The organism is Dryocola boscaweniae (genome assembly GCF_025215095.1).
In the GTDB taxonomy this organism is placed as follows: Bacteria; Pseudomonadota; Gammaproteobacteria; order Enterobacterales; family Enterobacteriaceae; genus Dryocola; species Dryocola boscaweniae.
This window is the reverse complement of the sequence record NZ_JALHAP010000081.1, coordinates 234,842-251,179: the sequence shown is the minus strand read 5'-3', so window position 1 is coordinate 251,179 and position 16,338 is coordinate 234,842. Positions and strand designations below refer to the sequence as shown.

Genomic DNA, 16,338 nt, shown 5'->3' with positions numbered 1-16,338 from the left:
ATGTGAGCAATGTCGTGCTTTCAGGTTGTCTCCGTAAGGGTCTCCCCTGAACGCATGGCAATAATAATCATTATCATTCGCACTTGTAAAGCTAAATTTCAAAAAATGTGCGGTTGACTTCATATTGAAAGTCAATGATGTTTAAAGGGTTTATCTAACCCATTGAGGACAAAAGGATGAAAGAAATCGTAGTACGTCACGCTGAAATCGAAGATGCGCAGGCATTGCTGCAAATTTATGCCCAACCTGCGGTATACGGTGACACGCTACAGCTTCCACATCCACCCCTACACGCCTGGACAGAACGCATCACGTCGCCGAAACCCGGCAGCCGCAACCTTGTGGCATGCATAGATGGCAAAGTTGTCGGCCAGTTAACGCTACTGGTAGAACAGTCGCCGCGCCGCAGCCACGTCGCCACCTTCGGCATGGGCGTGGACGGTTATTATCAGGGCAAAGGCGTCGCTACGGCCCTGCTGACGGAGATGGTTAACCTCTGTGACAACTGGCTGCGAATAGAACGCATAGAATTGACGGTATTCGTGGATAACGAAGCTGCTCTGGCGGTCTATCGCAAGTTTGGTTTTGCAGTGGAAGGCACCGGTAAAAACTTCGCTCTGCGTGACGGGAAGTATGTCGACGCGTATTTTATGGCGCGGTTTAGACCTGTGTAATTTGATAAGAGAAGGCGGATAGCGCAAGCGCCATCCGCCAAATTGATGGTAGCTCAGTATCCTGCCGTTAAATCATCCGTCGTACGCGGATCTGATGCGCCATAGAGCACGCCGTCCGGTGCGATCATAATGCTTTGCGTGCTGCCCATCGCCTCTTTGACTTCCACGTTCTGCCCTTTATCTTTCAGCAGTTTTAGCGTGTCCGGGCTAAAGCCTTTTTCGACCCATAGCTGATCCGGTAACCATTGATGATGGAAGCGTGGCGCATTGGTCGCTTCAGCAACGTTCATCCCAAAGTCGATACTGTTGACCACCATTTGCAGTACGGTGGTGATGATTCGGCTGCCGCCCGGACTGCCCGTCACCAGCCAGGTTTTGCCGTCTTTCACCACAATGGTTGGCGACATGGAAGAGAGCGGACGTTTATGCGGCCCAACGGCGTTGGCATCGCCGCCGACCAATCCGTATACGTTCGGCACGCCCGGTTTAGCGGAGAAATCATCCATTTCGTTATTCATCAGAATACCGGTATTGCCCGCCACAATGCCCGTACCGAAAGTGGTGTTCAGCGTATAGGTTACCGCTACGGCGTTCCCGTCTTTATCCACCACCGAGAAATGCGTGGTCTGGTTGCTTTCATACGGCGCGAGATTTCCCGGTTTGATTTCGCTCGACGGGCGCGCTTTGTTGATATCGATTTTCTCAGCAAGGGATTTGGCGTAGGCCTTGCTGGTAAGCACCTGCCACGGCACCTTCACAAAATCAGGATCGCCAAGATACTCCGAGCGATCTGCGTAAGCGTATTTTTCCGCTTCAGCCGTTAGCTGCATCGCATCCGCGCTGCCGAAACCATATTTAGCCAGGTCAAAGTTCTCAAGAATATTAAGGATCTGCACGATGTGGATACCGCCGGAAGAAGGCGGCGGCATGGAGAAAACCTGATAGCCCCGATAGTCCCCGCTGACAGGTTCGCGCTCCACTGCTTTATAATTCGCAAGATCGGCCTTGCTAAGCAGCCCGCCATTTTTGGCCATTTCATCCGCTATCTGATCGGCGATTGCTCCTTTATAGAAAGCATCCGGCCCCAGTTCGGCAATCATCTCCAGGCTTTTGGCGAGGTTGGTTTGCACCAGCCTGTCGCCTTTTTGCAGCGGATTGCCGTCGGCTTTCCAGAAAATCGCTTTGCTGTTTTCATGATTGGGAATAACTTCCGCGCCGTACTGCTTCAGGTCGTCGGCCAGCGCATCGTTAACCGTGATGCCGTCCCGCGCCAGTTTGATAGCGGGCTGGATAACTTTATTGAGCGGCAAAGTGCCGTATTTCTCCAGCGCCAGGGCGAAGCCTGCCACCGTGCCCGGCGTGCCGGATGCAAGCGGTGAAGTAAGGGATTTTTTGCTGTCGGCGTTCCCTTTTTCATCCAGGAACATGTCGCGGGTCGCCTTTTCCGGCGCCATTTCTCGGAAGTCGATGGCGGTGGTTTTACCGTCTTTAGTGCGCAGCATCATAAAGCCGCCGCCGCCAAGATTACCGGCCTGCGGGTGCGTGACCGCCAGCGCGAAGCCAACCGCAACCGCCGCATCTACCGCATTGCCGCCCTGCCTGAGGATATCCACGCCTACCTGTGTTGCCAGCGCATCAACAGAAGCGACCATGCCATGCTGCGCGCGAACCGGGTGGTAAACATCCGTTTCAACGCCGTAGGAAACGGGAGCGGCAACCGGTGTGGCTACCGGAGGCGGTGCGGCGCCGGCACTAAAACACAGCGCCAGCATCAGCGCAGGAGCGGCAAGCCAGCGCCTTGTTTTCCAATGAAAATCATTCCACTGCTTCATGTTATTTTCTCCAGGCTTTTCAGGGACAATCCCCAGATAAGCCTGGTCTATAAATCCTAAATAATCATCGCGACTGTGGAAAACGAGTAAACTTAGAAGATCCCCCAAATGGAGGAGGTGATGATGAAAAAATTACTGCTTCTGACGGCCCTGGTGCCATTTTTCAGTTTCGCACAGCCGGTCAATACGATGAATAACCCGAATCTGCCGAATTATCAGATCCCCAGCCAGCAGCGCATGCAGCAACAGATGCAAACGCAGCAGACGCAACAAAAAGGGATGCTGAATCAGCAGCTCCAGACCCAGACGCGCGTTCAGCAACAGCATCTGGAATCGCAGATAAACAACAACTCGCAGCAGCAGCTACGAGTCAGGCAGACGTTGCCAAACGAGCTGGACCCAGGCAAACAGCAGGTATTGCCGAATACAAACGGGGGAATGCTCAGCGGGAGCGGACAAACGACGCAGCAGGAGCACATGCTGCAGCCTAAAACCAACGGCAGCATGCTGAACCCTGGCGCTGCAGCCACCCCACAGCCCAATATTCCGCTGAAGACTATTGGGCCTTAAAGTCCGCGCCGATGGTATCGATTCTGTCGGTACAAATGGCATCGACTCCCCAGCGCAGCAGCGTCCGGGCTCGTTGGGGAGCGTTCACGGTGTAAACCAGAATACGTAATCCTGCCGCTTTTAATTCCCGCACGCGCGCTTCATCTAACAGCTTATGATTCAAGTGAATCGACACGCAGCCAAGCCGCTGGGTTAACTCGCGCCAGTCGTCACGCCACTCATCCAGCAGCAAACCACGCGGTAACTCCGGAGCCGCGTTCTGTGCGGCTTCGAGCGCGGCAATAGCGAAAGAAGAAAGCAGCGGCGCTGTTTGCCCTTCCCATAATTGACGAGCGGCCAGCGCTACCATCTCGCCGGTTTGGGTTTCCGTGCCGGTCGTCGGTTTGATTTCAATGTTCGCCATCATGCCGTGCTGTTTACAGCGCTCCGCTACCTGCGAAAGCAGCGGCAGTGGTTCGCCTTTAAACTTGCTGCTAAACCAGCTTCCGGCATCGACATTAAGCAGCTTGTCCCAGGGCAATTCTCCCGCCACGCCCCAGCCATTGCTGGTACGCTCAAGCGTATCGTCATGCAGCAGGAAAATTTGCCCGTCTTGCGAAAGCCTGGCGTCAAACTCGATCATCGTGTGGCCATAGCGCGCCCCAACGTCGATTGCGGCGAGCGTGTTTTCCGGTGCCAGCTTACCGCCGCCACGGTGGGCGACGATGTGCGGATAAGGCCAGTTGCTCATAAACGTTGTCCATTTTCCTTATCAAAGAAATGCAGATGGTTTTCTGGCAGATGCAGCCACAGCGTGCTGCCCGGCAGCGGACGTTCCTGATGCGACAGACGCACAACCAGTTTTTGCGTTCCCCAACGACCGTGGGCCAGATTATCTGCGCCGAGCATCTCAAGCGTGTCCACGACAAACGGGATGCCGCCTGCGGCTTGTGAGCTTAGCGCAATATGTTCCGGACGGATACCCAGCGTGACGGCCCTCCCGGCCCACATCAGCCGCTGGTTGCCCGTTGGTAGCGAGATGCCGCCATTCATCTCAAAGCGATAGCCGTCAACGCTAATATTACCTTCCAGCAGGTTCATGGCCGGCGAGCCGATAAAACTCGCCACAAAGCGGCTCGCCGGACGCTCATAAACCTCTACCGGCGTGCCAATCTGTTCGGCCACGCCTTTGTTCATCACCATCACGCGCTGCGCCAGGGTCATCGCTTCCACCTGATCGTGTGTTACGTACAGACTTGTCGTATTCAGTCGGCGGTGCAACTGTTGCAGTTCAAGGCGCATCTGTACGCGCAGTTTGGCGTCCAGGTTAGAGAGAGGTTCGTCGAACAGGAATACCGCCGGATCGCGCACGATAGCGCGCCCCATCGCAACCCGCTGACGCTGGCCGCCGGAAAGCTCGCGCGGGCGACGTTTTAACAAGCCGTCCAGTTCCAGAATACGTGCCGCTTCGGCGACCTTCTGCTGAATATGCCCTTTGCCCATGCCGCGGATTTTCAGTCCCCACGCCATGTTTTCTTCCACGCTCATATGCGGATAGAGCGCGTAATTCTGGAAAACCATGGCAATGCCGCGCTCTTTAGGCTCCATTTCGGTGACGCGCTGGCGGTCAATCCAGATATCGCCGCTGGTCACGCGTTCAAGCCCTGCGACCATGCGCAACAGCGTGGATTTTCCGCAGCCGGAAGGGCCGACCATCACGATAAATTCGCCGTCCGCTATATCAACCGTCAGCGGCTGAATCACCTGGGTTTTGCCGTCCCAGCTCTTACTTACTGCCTGTAACTTCAGTCCTGCCATGGGTTATTTCTCACTATCAACCAGGCCACGCACAAACGCGCGCTGCATTACTAAAACGATAATTACCGGGGGAATAAGGGTCAGCAACATGGCCGCCATCACCTGGTTCCATTGCGTCGTACCTTCGCCAGAGGACATCATCCCTTTGATGCCCGCAACCGCCGTGCCGAGATTCACATCGCTGATAATCAGCAGCGGCCACAGGTACTGGTTCCAGCCGTAGATAAAGGTGATAACGAACAGTGCCGCCAGATTGGTTTTAGAAAGCGGCAGCACAATGTCACGGAAGAAACGCATCGGCGATGCGCCGTCAATGCGTGCGGCTTCCAGCAGCTCGTCCGGCAGCGTCATAAAGAACTGACGGAACAGGAACGTGGCGGTTGCCGAAGCCATCAGCGGTAAAGTCAGCCCCGCGTAGCTGTCGAGCATTTTCAGATTCGCGATGACTTCCACCGTCGGGAAAATACGCACTTCAACCGGCAACATCAGGGTGATAAATATCATCCAGAAGAAGAGGTTACGCAGCGGAAAGCGAAACCAGACGATGGCAAAGGCGGAAAGCATCGAGACGGCGATTTTGCCCATCGTGATGCCCAGCGCCATCACAAAACTGTTGAACAACATCAGGCCGAACGGCGCGCTGTTGGCACCCACGCCGTGTAGCCAAATATTGGTCATGTTTTCCAGCAGGTGTCCGCCGGGAATCAGCGTCATCGGCGTCTGGAATACGGCGGCGCTGTCCAGCGTCGCCGCCACAAACGCGACGTACAGCGGGAACAGAATCACGACGATGCCGAGAATTAACATAGTGTGGCTGAAAATTGTCAGCCCACGGCGGTTCTCAATCATTGGTAGCGCACCTTACGTTCCACGAAACGAAACTGGATGACCGTCAGCACAATAACCAACAGCATCAGCACGACGGATTGCGCAGCCGACGCGGACAGATCCAGCCCGGCGAATCCTTCGCGATAAATTTTATAGATAAGCGTGGTGGTGGCCTGCACCGGACCGCCACCGGTTGCGGCATCGATAACCGGAAAGGTATCGAAAAACGCATACACCAGGTTCACTACCAGCAGGAAGAAACTCACCGGAGCAATCAGCGGCAGCGACAGTTTAAAGAAGCGGCGCACCGGCCCGGCGCCGTCGATAGCGGCAGCTTCCACCAGCGAGCGAGGAATAGATTGCAAAGCCGCAAAGAAGAACAGGAAGTTGTAGCTGATTTGCTTCCAGACCGAAGCGAACACCACGAGGAACATCGCCTGCCCGCTGTTCTGAGCGTGGTTCCAGTGATAACCGAACTGCTCCAGTACGTGCGTAAGCAGGCCGCGCCCGGGATTGAACAAAAAGATCCACAGCACCGCGGCGATCGCCGGGGCAACGGCGTAGGGCAGAAGCATCAGCGTCTGATATAAGCGGCTACCGCGCACGACATAGTCCACCAGGGCGGCGAAAAACAACGACACCAGCAGACCGCTACCCGCCACCAGGCCGCTGAAAATCAGCGTGGTATAGAAGGAGTCCAGATAGTAGCCGTCATTGAAAAGCTGGGTGAAATTATCCAGGCCAACAAAGGTGCTGGAAAGCCCAAAGGGATCAACGCTTTGCAGCGAATACCACAGCGCTTCGCCCGCAGGCCAGATGAAAAAGATTACGGTGACGATCAGTTGCGGAAGCACTAGCGCATAGGGAAGCCAGCCTGAGCGGAACACCGGACGAGATGAAGACATAGCATTACTCTTTAAAACGGCGAAGGTGGATGGCGCTGCGCTTATCCACCCTACGCCACTGAAAAATGTTGGCTGACGGCTTCGTCTTACCCGACCTACAGATAGCACTTCGTAGGTCGGATAAGCGCAGCGTCATCCGACACAGCTCAAACTCAGGATTTCGTAGACTGCTCGAAACGACGCAGTAACTGGTTCCCACGCTCAACCGCGCTGTCTAAAGCCTGCTGAGGCGACTTCTTACCGGTCCACACGGATTCCAGCTCTTCATCCACGATGGTGCGAATCTGCGGCATGTTGCCGAGGCGCAGCCCTTTAGTGAACGACAACGGCGGCTTGTTCAGCATCTGGCGAGTAGCGATATCAGCCCCTGGATTTTTCTCGTAGAAGCCCTGTTCGCGAGTCAGGTCATAGGCAGCTTTGGTGATCGGCAGATAGCCGGTTTTCTGGTGCCATTCCGCGGCAATTTCCGGCTGGGCGAGGAACTGCATAAACTCAGCGACGCCTTTGTAGGTCGCCGCATCTTTGCCCTGCATAACCCACAGGCTCGCTCCGCCGATGATGGCGTTCTGCGGCGCTTTCGGCGCGTCTGCGTCGTAAGGCATCATGCCCACGCCGTAGTTGAATTTGGCGTACTGGCGGATGTCAGCCAGTGAACCAGAAGATGCCGTGGTGATGGCGCAATCGCCGTTGTAGAACTTCTCGGTGGATTCGTCTTTGCGGCCAAAGTAGCTGAAATCGCCTTTCTTATTGAGCTCTTCAAGCATCGCGATATGCTTGACCTGCTCCGGCTTGTTGAACTCTAGAACCGCGTCGGTGCCGTCAAATCCGTTGTTTTGAGTCGCGACCGGCAGTCCGTGCCAGGCGCTGAAGTTTTCAATCTGAATCCAGCCCTGCCAGCCGCTGGCGTAACCGCACTTCATCCCGGCCGCTTTCAGCTTAGCCGTGTACTCAGCCAGCTCCTGCCAGGTTTTTGGCGGCTGCTCCGGGTTCAGGCCAGCTTTTTTGAAGGCGTCTTTGTTGTAGTACAACACCGGCGTGGAGCTGTTAAACGGCTGAGAGAGCAGGTGACCGCTTTTGGAGTCGGTGTAGTAACCGGAAACCGTCGGCACAAACTGAGATTCATCGAACTTAATGCCCGCATCGCTAAACACTTCGTACACCGGCTTGATGGCTTTTGAGGCCATCATGGTCGCCGTGCCGACTTCGTAAACCTGAAGAATTGCCGGAGCGTTACCGGAGCGAAAAGCCGCGATACCCGCCGCCAGGTTCTGTTCGTAGTTGCCTTTATAAACCGGGACGATTTTGTAATCGGGATGCGTTTCGTTAAAGCGGCTTGCCAGGGAGTCCACCTCTTTACCCAACTCCCCTTCCATGGAATGCCAGAACGGAATAGAGGTTGCGGCGAATGCATTGCTGCTGAATGCGCATCCAAGCGCCAGGCAAAGGGCTGTACGTCGTAACGATGCAGTCATGTCTTATCTCTCTTGTTATGAGGTTAAAAGCGCGAAAACACGCGTTTTTGTTCGCATCAAAACATGACATGCGCGAATGACAGAAAAATAACCGAGCGGTGACAGGATCGTGACGGGGAGATGAAAGAAAAATGACAGAGGGAGGATTTAGTTATGTCGGGTGGCGCTGCGCTTACCCGACCTATTGTAGGGCGGATAAGCGCAGCGCCATCCGCCGCAGGTAAAACTAGCCGCCCAGGTAGGCGCTACGTACCGCTTCGTTAGCCAGAAGCCGCTCGCCGGTATCTTCCAGAACGACGTGACCGTTTTCCAGCACGTAGCCACGGTCGGCAAGCTTCAGCGCCTGATTGGCGTTTTGCTCGACGAGGAAGATAGTCATGCCTTCGCTACGCAACTGCTCGATGGTGTCGAAAATCTGCTGGATGATAATAGGCGCAAGGCCGAGAGACGGCTCGTCGAGCAGCAGCAGACGCGGCTGGCTCATTAACGCGCGGCCAATTGCCAGCATCTGTTGTTCACCGCCGGACATGGTGCCAGCGCGCTGAATACGGCGTTCAAACAGGCGCGGGAACAGTTCGTAGACGCGTTTGATACGCTCCTGATACTGCTCGCGCTCAGCAAAAAAACCGCCCATCGCCAGATTCTCTTCCACCGTCATGCGCGAAAAGACGCGGCGGCCTTCCGGCACAATCGCTACCGCTTCACGCATAATGCGGGCCGTGTGCCAGTCGGTAATATCTTTGCCATCAAAAGTTATTTTGCCGCTGGACGCGCGTGGGTCGCCGCACAGCGTGCCCAGCAGCGTTGTTTTACCCGCGCCGTTCGCGCCTATCAGGGTGACGATCTCACCCTGCTTGATATGCAAACTGACCTCGTGAAGCGCCTGAATCTTGCCGTAGTGGGCGCTTACCTGGTCAAAAGACAACATTACATTTTCCATTCTTGCCTCGCCCTCTTATGCTTCACCCAAATAGGCACGGATTACGTCAGGGTTATTGCGGATTTGCTCCGGCGTGCCGTTGGCTAACGGCGTTCCCTGGTTGACGACGTAAATCCTGTCAGAAATGCCCATCACCAGTTTCATGTCATGCTCAATCAGCAGCACGGTGGTGTTGTGGTGATTTCGCAGTTCCATGATCAGCTCATCGAGTTCATGCGTTTCTTTCGGGTTAAGGCCAGCGGCGGGTTCATCGAGCATCAGGATTTCCGGCTGCGTCACCATGCAGCGGGCAATTTCCAGACGACGTTGATCGCCATATGCCAGGTTGCTCGCCTGGCGGTTTGCCTGCTCAAGCAGACCGATACGGTCAAGCCAGATGGCAGCGCGATCCAGCGCTTCACTTTGCGCGCGACGGAAGCCCGGGGTTTTCAGCAGACCGGAGAAAACGCCGGTTTTCAGTTGCATATGCTGCGCCACCAGCAGGTTTTCAATGACCGTCATCTCACGGAACAGACGCACGTGCTGGAAAGTACGCACCACGCCCATACGGGCAATTTGCTGGCCCGGCAGCCCTTCAAGGTGCTGATCGCGCAGCACGATGGTGCCGCCTGTCGGCTTGTAGAAGCCGGTCAGGCAGTTGAATACGGTGGTTTTACCAGCGCCGTTCGGGCCAATGAGCGAGACAATTTCCTGTGGACGCAGCTCCAGGGCAACATTGTTGACGGCGAGCAGGCCGCCGAAACGCATCATCAGGCCGTTTACGGATAACAATGGCTGATTCATGCCTGCTCTCCTTTCACTTGTTCTACCTGCTCTTTCTTCAGCTTCAATTGCGGGCGCGTCATCGGCAGCAAGCCCTGCGGACGCCAAATCATCATCAGCACCATCAGGCCGCCGAGTACTAACATGCTGTATTCGTTAAGATCACGCATTAGCTCGCGTGAGACCACCAGCAGGACAGCCGCCAGGATAACGGCAAACTGCGAGCCCATCCCGCCGAGCACCACAATCGCCAGCACAAACGCGGATTCCGCGAAGGTGAATGATTCCGGGCTGACGAAACCCTGGCGCGCGGCAAACAGCGTACCGGCAAATCCTGCAAAGGCGGCGCTGATAGTGAAAGCAGTCAGTTTGATGCGCGTTGGGTTCAGACCCAGCGAGCGACAGGCGATTTCGTCTTCACGCAAAGCTTCCCACGCGCGGCCCAGCGGCATACGCAGCAGGCGGTTAATCACAAACAGCGACAGCACCACCAGCAGCAAGGCAACCAGGTAAAGGAAGATAATCCTGTCGCCGGGGTTGTAGGCGATATTGAAGAAGTTGCTGAACGTATCCCAGCCCCCTTCGCGCGCGGTGCGGCTAAACTCCAGACCAAAAAGCGTCGGTTTAGGGATCTGGCTGATGCCGTTCGGGCCGCCGGTAATTTCGGTATTGTTCAGCAGCAGAATACGGACGATTTCACCGAAGCCGAGCGTCACAATCGCCAGATAGTCACCGCGCAAACGCAGCACCGGGAAGCCGAGCAGGAAACCCGCCGCAGCGGAAACCAGGCCGGCAAGCGGCAGACAGGTCCAGAATCCCAGGCCGTAATAATGGTTAAGCAGGGCAAAGGTATAAGCGCCGATGGCGTAAAAGCCGCCGTAACCCAGCACCAGCAGGCCAGAAAGACCAACCACCACGTTCAGCCCGAGGCCGAGGATGATGTAGATCATTGTAAGCGTTGCGATATCCACAGTACCGCGTGAAACCATAAACGGCCACGCGACGGCGAGGATCAGCAAGGCAAACAGGAAGATTTTTTGTTTAGGCGTTGAGCCATCCAGCGCGGGCAGCACAAACTTCGGCCCGGAGACTTTTTTCAGGCCTTTGTGGAATAACGGACGCAGCAACTGGAATACAAACACCACCGCCGTACCAATCCACACCCATTCCCAGCGCACGGTATCCGCACTGTTAACCACCAGCTTTGTACCGTCCAGGCTAAGCTGGACGCCCATAAATACGCCAGCCAGCACGAAGAACATCGCAGCCGAAAGCGCAGAGAAAACAATATGCATCGGTTTCATACTTTTTCGACCTCCGGACGGCCCAGAATACCGGTAGGCATCACCAGCAGCACCACAATAAGCAGGGCAAAGGAGACGACGTCTTTATATTCGGTGCTCAGATACGCCGAGGTCAGCGCTTCGGCAACGCCCAGAATCAGACCGCCAATCATCGCGCCAGGAATACTGCCGATGCCGCCCAGAACCGCTGCGGTAAAGGCTTTCATACCCGCCATAAAACCAATGTACGGGTTGATGACGCCGTAGAACTGGCCGAGCAGCACGCCTGCGACCGCGGCCATCGCCGCGCCGATCACGAAGGTCAGCGAGATAACGCGATCGGTATTAATACCAAGCAGGCTCGCCATTTTCAGATCTTCTGCGCAGGCGCGGCAGGCGCGGCCCATGCGGGAGTAACGAATAAACAGCGTCAGCGCCAGCATCGCAAGGAAGGTTACGACCCAGATAACAAGCTGCATAGTGGTGATGGTGGCGGTGAAGTTTTCGCTCGCACCAATAACCCACTGGCCGTTAAACAGGCTTGGCAACGCAATGTCACGCGAACCTTCCGTCAGGCTGACGTAGTTTTGCAGGAAGATGGACATCCCGATGGCGGAGATAAGGGCAATCAGGCGCTTGGAATTGCGCACCGGCTTGTAGGCCACACGCTCAATGCTCCAGCCATAGGCGCTGGCAATAATAATCGCACCGATAAAGCCTGCGCCAACCAGCATCCAGCCCACGTCGATGCCCAGCATCATCAGTGCTGCGATGATCATGAACGAGACATAGCTGCCAATCATATACACTTCGCCATGGGCGAAGTTGATCATGCCGATAATGCCATACACCATGGTATAGCCGATGGCGATGAGCGCGTAGGTGCTGCCCAGCGTGACGCCGTTAAACATCTGCTGAAGGAAATAGAGAAACTGCTCGGACATAACTTAACCTTTCTAATGCCTTCCGGGTTTTGCGCCCGGAAGGTGGGATGACTAAATTGCAGCCTTCGCCTATTTCGCCACGGAGGACGAACCATCGGCGTGCCACTGGAAGACACCAAACTCAAATCCCTTCAGATCGCCTTTCTCATCCCAGTTCAGCGGCCCAATCACGGTTTTTGCCCCGTTCGCTTTTAAATCTTTAACCAGATCGGCAGGTTCTGCGCTGCCGCTGCGTTCAAGCGCGGTGGCCAGAGACTGCACCGCAGCGTAGGTAATCCAAACATACGGGCCGCTTGGGTCTTTCTTGTCGGCTTTGAGCGCATCAACGATAGCTTTGTTCGCCGGGTCCTGGTCATAGCGTTTTGGCATAGTCACCAGCATGCCTTCGCCCGCCTTGCCTGCGATATTAGATAGCGAGGCGTTGCCTACGCCTTCTGGCCCCATAAACTGAGTTTTCAGGCTTACAGCGCGCGCCTGGCGCAGGATCTGCCCCATTTCCGGGTAGTAACCGCCGTAGTAAACAAAATCGATATTTTCTTTTTGCAGACGAGCAACCAGCGTGGAGAAGTCTTTATCGCCCGCGGTGATGCCGTCGAAGAAGACGATATTCGCACCCGCTTTTTTCAGGCCGTCCTGCACTGAACGCGCCAGACCTTCGCCGTATTGCTGTTTGTCATGAATGATGGCGATACGCTGCGGTTTAACGTGTTCAAGGATATATTTAGAAGCCGTCGGCCCTTGGGAGGAATCAAGCCCCGCGGTGCGCATAATCATCTCGTAGCCGCGGCTTGTCAGCTCCGGGTTTGTCGCACCAGGGGTAATCATCAGAATGCCTTCGTCTTCGTAGATATCAGACGCAGGTTGAGTAGAAGAAGAGCACAGGTGGCCAATCACATAGCGCACGCCGTCGTTAACGATTTTGTTGGCAACCGCAACGGCTTGTTTTGGATCGCATGCATCGTCGTATTCAACCGCGACGAGCTTATCGCCTTTGATACCGCCTTTGGCGTTGATGTCTTTAATAGCCTGGCGAGCGCCGTTGAACTCCATGTCGCCCCACTGCGCTACCGGGCCTGACATCGCCCCGACAACAGCCACTTTAATGTCTTTAGCGGTTGCCGCGTGAGACACCGCCAAAGCAACAATCCCGGCGAGTAATGTCTTCGCGTTCATCTTCATCCGTTTTAATCCCCATTTCTTTCGTGATTTTGTGGTTTTATGCTGGTCAAAAAACAGACTGTGCTTTTTGTAATCAATGATGATTTTTACCAGTGCCTTTAATGGCTTAGCGTCAAAATTTACAATTTTTCAACCAAAAGCTCTATTTTTCAGGCTATTAAGCGGAGATATTATTCTGTATTTGAGCAGAGTGAAACAAAAAAAAGCGCCGTTTTCAGCATAAAATAGCGGCATAAAGAGCGGAATAAATCACTGGGTTTTAGGGTTTTATACTGAGCAAATTTCATTCTGACGCGTTTCAAACTGCTTAATGTTTGTCACATAATGCAATCGACTGTCAGACGGCTGAAAAAAGATAAAGCGTCTGGCGCAAATAAATTGGTTACACTCGGTGTTTTCCCGCTTTTTGGTTAGCTCGTTTATGAAACTCACCATCATTCGTCTGTTTGAGTGTAGTGCCCAGGATGAAATCGATCTCGCTAAGATCTGGCCGGAATATTCCAGCGCTTCGCTCAGGCTCAGCGACACCCATCGTATTTACGCCGCAAAATTTAATGAGCGTCTGCTGGGCGCTGTACGCGTTACGCTCACAGGGACGCAGGGCGCGCTGGATTCTTTGCGGGTACGCGAAATTACCCGCCGACGCGGCGTGGGGCAATATTTACTGGAAGAAGTGCTGCGTGATAATCCGGCGGTCACTCACTGGTGGATGGCCGACGTGGGCGTGGAAGACCGCGGCGTGATGGCGGCGTTTATGCAAGCGTTGGGATTCCGGGCGCAGACCGGCGGTTGGGAGAAGTAAGATAAATGTCCGATGGCGCAGCGCTTATCCGACCTACGATCGCCTGAACAATGGTAGGTCGGGCAAGCGTCAGCGCCGCCCGACAGGTTTTACTTAGCGTCTGTCGCCGTGCCGTCGGCATGCCAGGTAAACACGCCGAATTCAAAGCCTTTCAGATCGCCCTTCTCATCCCATGACAGCGGCCCCATGACCGTGTCCACCGAGCTCGCTTTCAGATAAGTAGCGATTTCAGCCGGATCTTCTGATTTATTCAGACCTGCCGCCAGCGATTGCAGCGCAGCATAGGTCGTCCACACGAATGCACCGCTAGGATCCTGTTTCTTCGCTTTGATCGCATCAACGATTGGTTTGTTAGCAGGAACCTGATCGTAGTTTTTCGGCTTGGTCACTAACATGCCTTCAGCAGAAGCGCCGGCAATGTTAGACAGGGATACGTTCGCAACGCCTTCTGGCCCCATAAACTGGGTTTTCAGGCCGGCTGCGCGAGACTGACGCAGAATCTGACCCATTTCCGGGTGATAACCGCCGTAGTAAACGAAATCGATATTTTCTTTCTTCAGACGCGCCACAAGCGTAGAGAAGTCTTTCTCGCCTGCGGTGATCCCGTCAAAGAACACTACGTTCGCGCCGCCTTTTTTCAGGTTGTCCTGAACCGAACGCGCCAGACCTTCGCCGTATTGCTGTTTGTCATGAATGACCGCGATATTTTTCGGTTTTACATGCTCAAGGATATATTTTGCCGCGGTTGGTCCCTGATCGGAATCCAGACCCGTGGTGCGCAGAGTCAGTTTGTAGCCACGCGCGGTCAGTTCCGGTGCGGTTGCCGCAGGCGTAATCATCAGAATGCCTTCGTCTTCATAGATATCCGACGCGGGCTGAGTAGAAGAGGAACACAGGTGGCCGATAACGTATTTAATGCCGTCATTAATCACTTTGTTGGCAACCGCTACCGCTTGTTTCGGGTCGCAGGCGTCGTCATATTTGGTGATGACCAGCTTGTCGCCTTTAATTCCGCCTTTCGCATTAATATCGGCAACCGCCTGTTCTGCGCCGGTGAATTCCTGATCGCCGTACTGTGCAACCGGGCCGGACATAGCGCCAACTACCGCTACTTTAATGTCCTTTGCAAATGCCGCATTGCTCATCGCCAGTGCGATACAGCCAGCCAGTAACGCTTTGCCCTTCATTTTCATCCTGAGAATCCCCATTCTTGTTGTGATTGGTATTTGTTGTGTTGTTTTGGCGCTGTTTTATTTTTGATGTGGAGATAACCGCGCAGGCCTTCGCCGCACTCCGTGCTAAAAACATACCCGATTTTGCGGTTTTTGGAATAACAATTTTGTCACCTAAGAATGGGATTAACCGAGCGGGAGATGACGGGCATAAAAAAACCGCCCCGGGAGGCGGTTTTTCAATCTTATTGAAAACGCTTAGGCTTCGATAGCCATACGCAGTTTTTTCATCGCGTTCTTTTCTAGCTGACGAACACGCTCTGCGGAAACGCCGTAGCGGTCAGCAAGTTCTTGCAGCGTGCTTTTGTTATCTTCATCAAGCCAGCGCGCGCGGATGATATCCTGGCTGCGCTCGTCCAGGCCTAACATGGCATCGCTGAGTTTATCAGCCGCGTGCGATTCCCAGTTGTCGTCTTCGATGCCGTCGGCAAAGTTAGACGATTTATCCTGCAGGAACAGCACCGGCGCCATTGGCGCGCTGTCGGAGTCGTCATCGTTACCCATGTCAAAGGTCATGTCCTGCGCCGCCATGCGGGATTCCATTTCACGCACGTCTTTGCTGGAAACACCAAGCTCGCTTGCGACCATTTCCACTTCGTCCTGATTAAACCACCCCAGACGTTGTTTAGTTTTACGCAGATTAAAGAACAATTTACGCTGCGCTTTGGTGGTTGCCACTTTCACGATACGCCAGTTACGCAGCACGTATTCGTGAATTTCAGCCTTGATCCAGTGCACGGCAAAGGAAACCAGGCGGACACCCACTTCCGGGTTGAAGCGGCGCACCGCTTTCATCAGGCCGATATTACCTTCCTGGATCAGATCGGCCTGCGGCAGACCATAGCCCGAATAATTACGAGCGATGTGAACAACAAAGCGCAGGTGAGACAGGATCAGCCTTTTCGCTGATTCCAGGCAGCCCTGGTAATGCAGCTTTTCAGCCAGCTCCTTCTCTTCCTCAGCCGTTAACATCGGCCAGGAATTAGCAGCCCGGATATAAGATTCCAGGTTACCAACAGGGGCTAAAGCTAAATTTTGCATTTCTTTGGTCATTCAAACCCTCTCTTAGAGACTAACGTACAGGTTGCCACAGCAATTCTTCATATGGCAAACGCACT

16 protein-coding genes are annotated in these 16,338 nt (G+C 54.5%); 3 read left to right on the top strand and 13 right to left on the bottom strand.

All coding sequences use genetic code 11. The features are described from left to right. The first annotated feature begins 176 nt into the window (after window positions 1–176). Entirely contained in the window at window positions 177–674 is a 498-nt protein-coding gene (gene yhhY, locus MUA00_RS16720) for an N-acetyltransferase (protein ID WP_271124152.1), read from the top strand. 53 nt (window positions 675–727) lie between these two features. Here yhhY and ggt read toward each other — a convergent pair whose 3' ends face one another. After that, window positions 728–2,506 carry a gamma-glutamyltransferase gene (gene ggt / locus MUA00_RS16715; RefSeq protein ID WP_271124151.1) on the bottom strand — a complete coding sequence of 593 codons (1,779 nt, stop codon included), beginning with the start codon at window positions 2,504–2,506 and terminating at the stop codon, window positions 728–730. A 123-nt stretch (window positions 2,507–2,629) separates the two neighbouring features. On the opposite strand from ggt, the gene MUA00_RS16710 reads away from it, so the two are divergent. After that, window positions 2,630–3,076, top strand: coding sequence for a DUF2756 family protein (locus tag MUA00_RS16710; RefSeq protein ID WP_271124259.1), 447 nt, complete (start codon window positions 2,630–2,632; stop codon window positions 3,074–3,076). On the opposite strand, the gene ugpQ is transcribed toward MUA00_RS16710, so the two are convergent. The 10 genes from ugpQ to livK form a co-directional block, all read right to left on the bottom strand. Then, a complete protein-coding gene (ugpQ, locus tag MUA00_RS16705; RefSeq protein ID WP_271124150.1) occupies window positions 3,063–3,806 on the bottom strand; it encodes a glycerophosphodiester phosphodiesterase in 744 nt (247 codons plus the stop codon). The genes MUA00_RS16710 and ugpQ overlap by 14 nt on opposite strands. After that, window positions 3,803–4,873 (bottom strand): sn-glycerol-3-phosphate import ATP-binding protein UgpC, encoded by a 1,071-nt coding sequence (locus MUA00_RS16700; protein WP_271124149.1) that lies wholly within the window; start codon window positions 4,871–4,873, stop codon window positions 3,803–3,805. Before MUA00_RS16700 ends, ugpQ begins: the two co-directional genes overlap by 4 nt. Before the next feature lie 3 nt (window positions 4,874–4,876). After that, window positions 4,877–5,722 (bottom strand): sn-glycerol-3-phosphate ABC transporter permease UgpE, encoded by an 846-nt coding sequence (gene ugpE / locus MUA00_RS16695; protein WP_271124148.1) that lies wholly within the window; start codon window positions 5,720–5,722, stop codon window positions 4,877–4,879. Beyond that, complete coding sequence (gene ugpA, locus MUA00_RS16690; RefSeq protein ID WP_271124147.1) at window positions 5,719–6,606, bottom strand: sn-glycerol-3-phosphate ABC transporter permease UgpA; 888 nt, start codon at window positions 6,604–6,606, stop codon at window positions 5,719–5,721. The genes ugpE and ugpA overlap by 4 nt, the downstream gene beginning before the upstream one ends. Window positions 6,607–6,758: 152 nt before the next feature. Further along, window positions 6,759–8,078: a sn-glycerol-3-phosphate ABC transporter substrate-binding protein UgpB gene (gene ugpB / locus MUA00_RS16685; RefSeq protein WP_271124146.1), complete on the bottom strand. Its 1,320-nt coding sequence runs from the start codon at window positions 8,076–8,078 to the stop codon at window positions 6,759–6,761. A gap of 226 nt (window positions 8,079–8,304) precedes the next feature. After that, a complete protein-coding gene (gene livF / locus MUA00_RS16680; RefSeq protein ID WP_271124145.1) occupies window positions 8,305–9,018 on the bottom strand; it encodes a high-affinity branched-chain amino acid ABC transporter ATP-binding protein LivF in 714 nt (237 codons plus the stop codon). A 15-nt stretch (window positions 9,019–9,033) separates the two neighbouring features. Further along, window positions 9,034–9,801, bottom strand: a complete 768-nt coding sequence (gene livG / locus MUA00_RS16675; RefSeq protein ID WP_271124144.1) for a high-affinity branched-chain amino acid ABC transporter ATP-binding protein LivG — start codon at window positions 9,799–9,801, stop codon at window positions 9,034–9,036. Beyond that, window positions 9,798–11,084, bottom strand: a complete 1,287-nt coding sequence (locus MUA00_RS16670) for a high-affinity branched-chain amino acid ABC transporter permease LivM (protein WP_271124143.1) — start codon at window positions 11,082–11,084, stop codon at window positions 9,798–9,800. The genes livG and MUA00_RS16670 overlap by 4 nt, the downstream gene beginning before the upstream one ends. After that, the gene (livH, locus tag MUA00_RS16665; RefSeq protein ID WP_271124142.1) at window positions 11,081–12,007 is read right to left on the bottom strand and encodes a high-affinity branched-chain amino acid ABC transporter permease LivH; all 927 of its coding nucleotides are present in this window, start codon (window positions 12,005–12,007) and stop codon (window positions 11,081–11,083) included. The genes MUA00_RS16670 and livH overlap by 4 nt, the downstream gene beginning before the upstream one ends. A 69-nt stretch (window positions 12,008–12,076) precedes the next feature. After that, entirely contained in the window at window positions 12,077–13,186 is a 1,110-nt protein-coding gene (gene livK, locus MUA00_RS16660; protein WP_271124141.1) for a high-affinity branched-chain amino acid ABC transporter substrate-binding protein LivK, read from the bottom strand. Between the two features lie 421 nt (window positions 13,187–13,607). On the opposite strand from livK, the gene panM reads away from it, so the two are divergent. Further along, window positions 13,608–13,988 carry an aspartate 1-decarboxylase autocleavage activator PanM gene (gene panM, locus MUA00_RS16655; protein ID WP_271124140.1) on the top strand — a complete coding sequence of 127 codons (381 nt, stop codon included), beginning with the start codon at window positions 13,608–13,610 and terminating at the stop codon, window positions 13,986–13,988. 89 nt (window positions 13,989–14,077) lie between these two features. On the opposite strand, the gene MUA00_RS16650 is transcribed toward panM, so the two are convergent. Beyond that, a complete protein-coding gene (locus tag MUA00_RS16650) occupies window positions 14,078–15,181 on the bottom strand; it encodes a branched-chain amino acid ABC transporter substrate-binding protein (RefSeq protein WP_271124139.1) in 1,104 nt (367 codons plus the stop codon). A gap of 237 nt (window positions 15,182–15,418) precedes the next feature. Continuing rightward, entirely contained in the window at window positions 15,419–16,273 is an 855-nt protein-coding gene (rpoH, locus tag MUA00_RS16645) for an RNA polymerase sigma factor RpoH (protein ID WP_271124138.1), read from the bottom strand. Between the last annotated feature and the right edge of the window lie 65 nt (window positions 16,274–16,338).

What these genes read in the sequence shown, in the direction of transcription:
- livK (WP_271124141.1), bottom strand. Translation starts at nt 13,186, where the DNA reads ATGAAGATGAACGCGAAGACATTACTCGCCGGGATTGTTGCTTTGGCG.
- MUA00_RS16700 (WP_271124149.1), bottom strand. Translation starts at nt 4,873, where the DNA reads ATGGCAGGACTGAAGTTACAGGCAGTAAGTAAGAGCTGGGACGGCAAA.
- ugpQ (WP_271124150.1), bottom strand. Translation starts at nt 3,806, where the DNA reads ATGAGCAACTGGCCTTATCCGCACATCGTCGCCCACCGTGGCGGCGGT.
- ugpB (WP_271124146.1), bottom strand. Translation starts at nt 8,078, where the DNA reads ATGACTGCATCGTTACGACGTACAGCCCTTTGCCTGGCGCTTGGATGC.
- ugpE (WP_271124148.1), bottom strand. Translation starts at nt 5,722, where the DNA reads ATGATTGAGAACCGCCGTGGGCTGACAATTTTCAGCCACACTATGTTA.
- ggt (WP_271124151.1), bottom strand. Translation starts at nt 2,506, where the DNA reads ATGAAGCAGTGGAATGATTTTCATTGGAAAACAAGGCGCTGGCTTGCC.
- yhhY (WP_271124152.1), top strand. Translation starts at nt 177, where the DNA reads ATGAAAGAAATCGTAGTACGTCACGCTGAAATCGAAGATGCGCAGGCA.
- MUA00_RS16670 (WP_271124143.1), bottom strand. Translation starts at nt 11,084, where the DNA reads ATGAAACCGATGCATATTGTTTTCTCTGCGCTTTCGGCTGCGATGTTC.
- ugpA (WP_271124147.1), bottom strand. Translation starts at nt 6,606, where the DNA reads ATGTCTTCATCTCGTCCGGTGTTCCGCTCAGGCTGGCTTCCCTATGCG.
- panM (WP_271124140.1), top strand. Translation starts at nt 13,608, where the DNA reads ATGAAACTCACCATCATTCGTCTGTTTGAGTGTAGTGCCCAGGATGAA.
- rpoH (WP_271124138.1), bottom strand. Translation starts at nt 16,273, where the DNA reads ATGACCAAAGAAATGCAAAATTTAGCTTTAGCCCCTGTTGGTAACCTG.
- livH (WP_271124142.1), bottom strand. Translation starts at nt 12,007, where the DNA reads ATGTCCGAGCAGTTTCTCTATTTCCTTCAGCAGATGTTTAACGGCGTC.
- livF (WP_271124145.1), bottom strand. Translation starts at nt 9,018, where the DNA reads ATGGAAAATGTAATGTTGTCTTTTGACCAGGTAAGCGCCCACTACGGC.
- livG (WP_271124144.1), bottom strand. Translation starts at nt 9,801, where the DNA reads ATGAATCAGCCATTGTTATCCGTAAACGGCCTGATGATGCGTTTCGGC.
- MUA00_RS16650 (WP_271124139.1), bottom strand. Translation starts at nt 15,181, where the DNA reads ATGAAAATGAAGGGCAAAGCGTTACTGGCTGGCTGTATCGCACTGGCG.
- MUA00_RS16710 (WP_271124259.1), top strand. Translation starts at nt 2,630, where the DNA reads ATGAAAAAATTACTGCTTCTGACGGCCCTGGTGCCATTTTTCAGTTTC.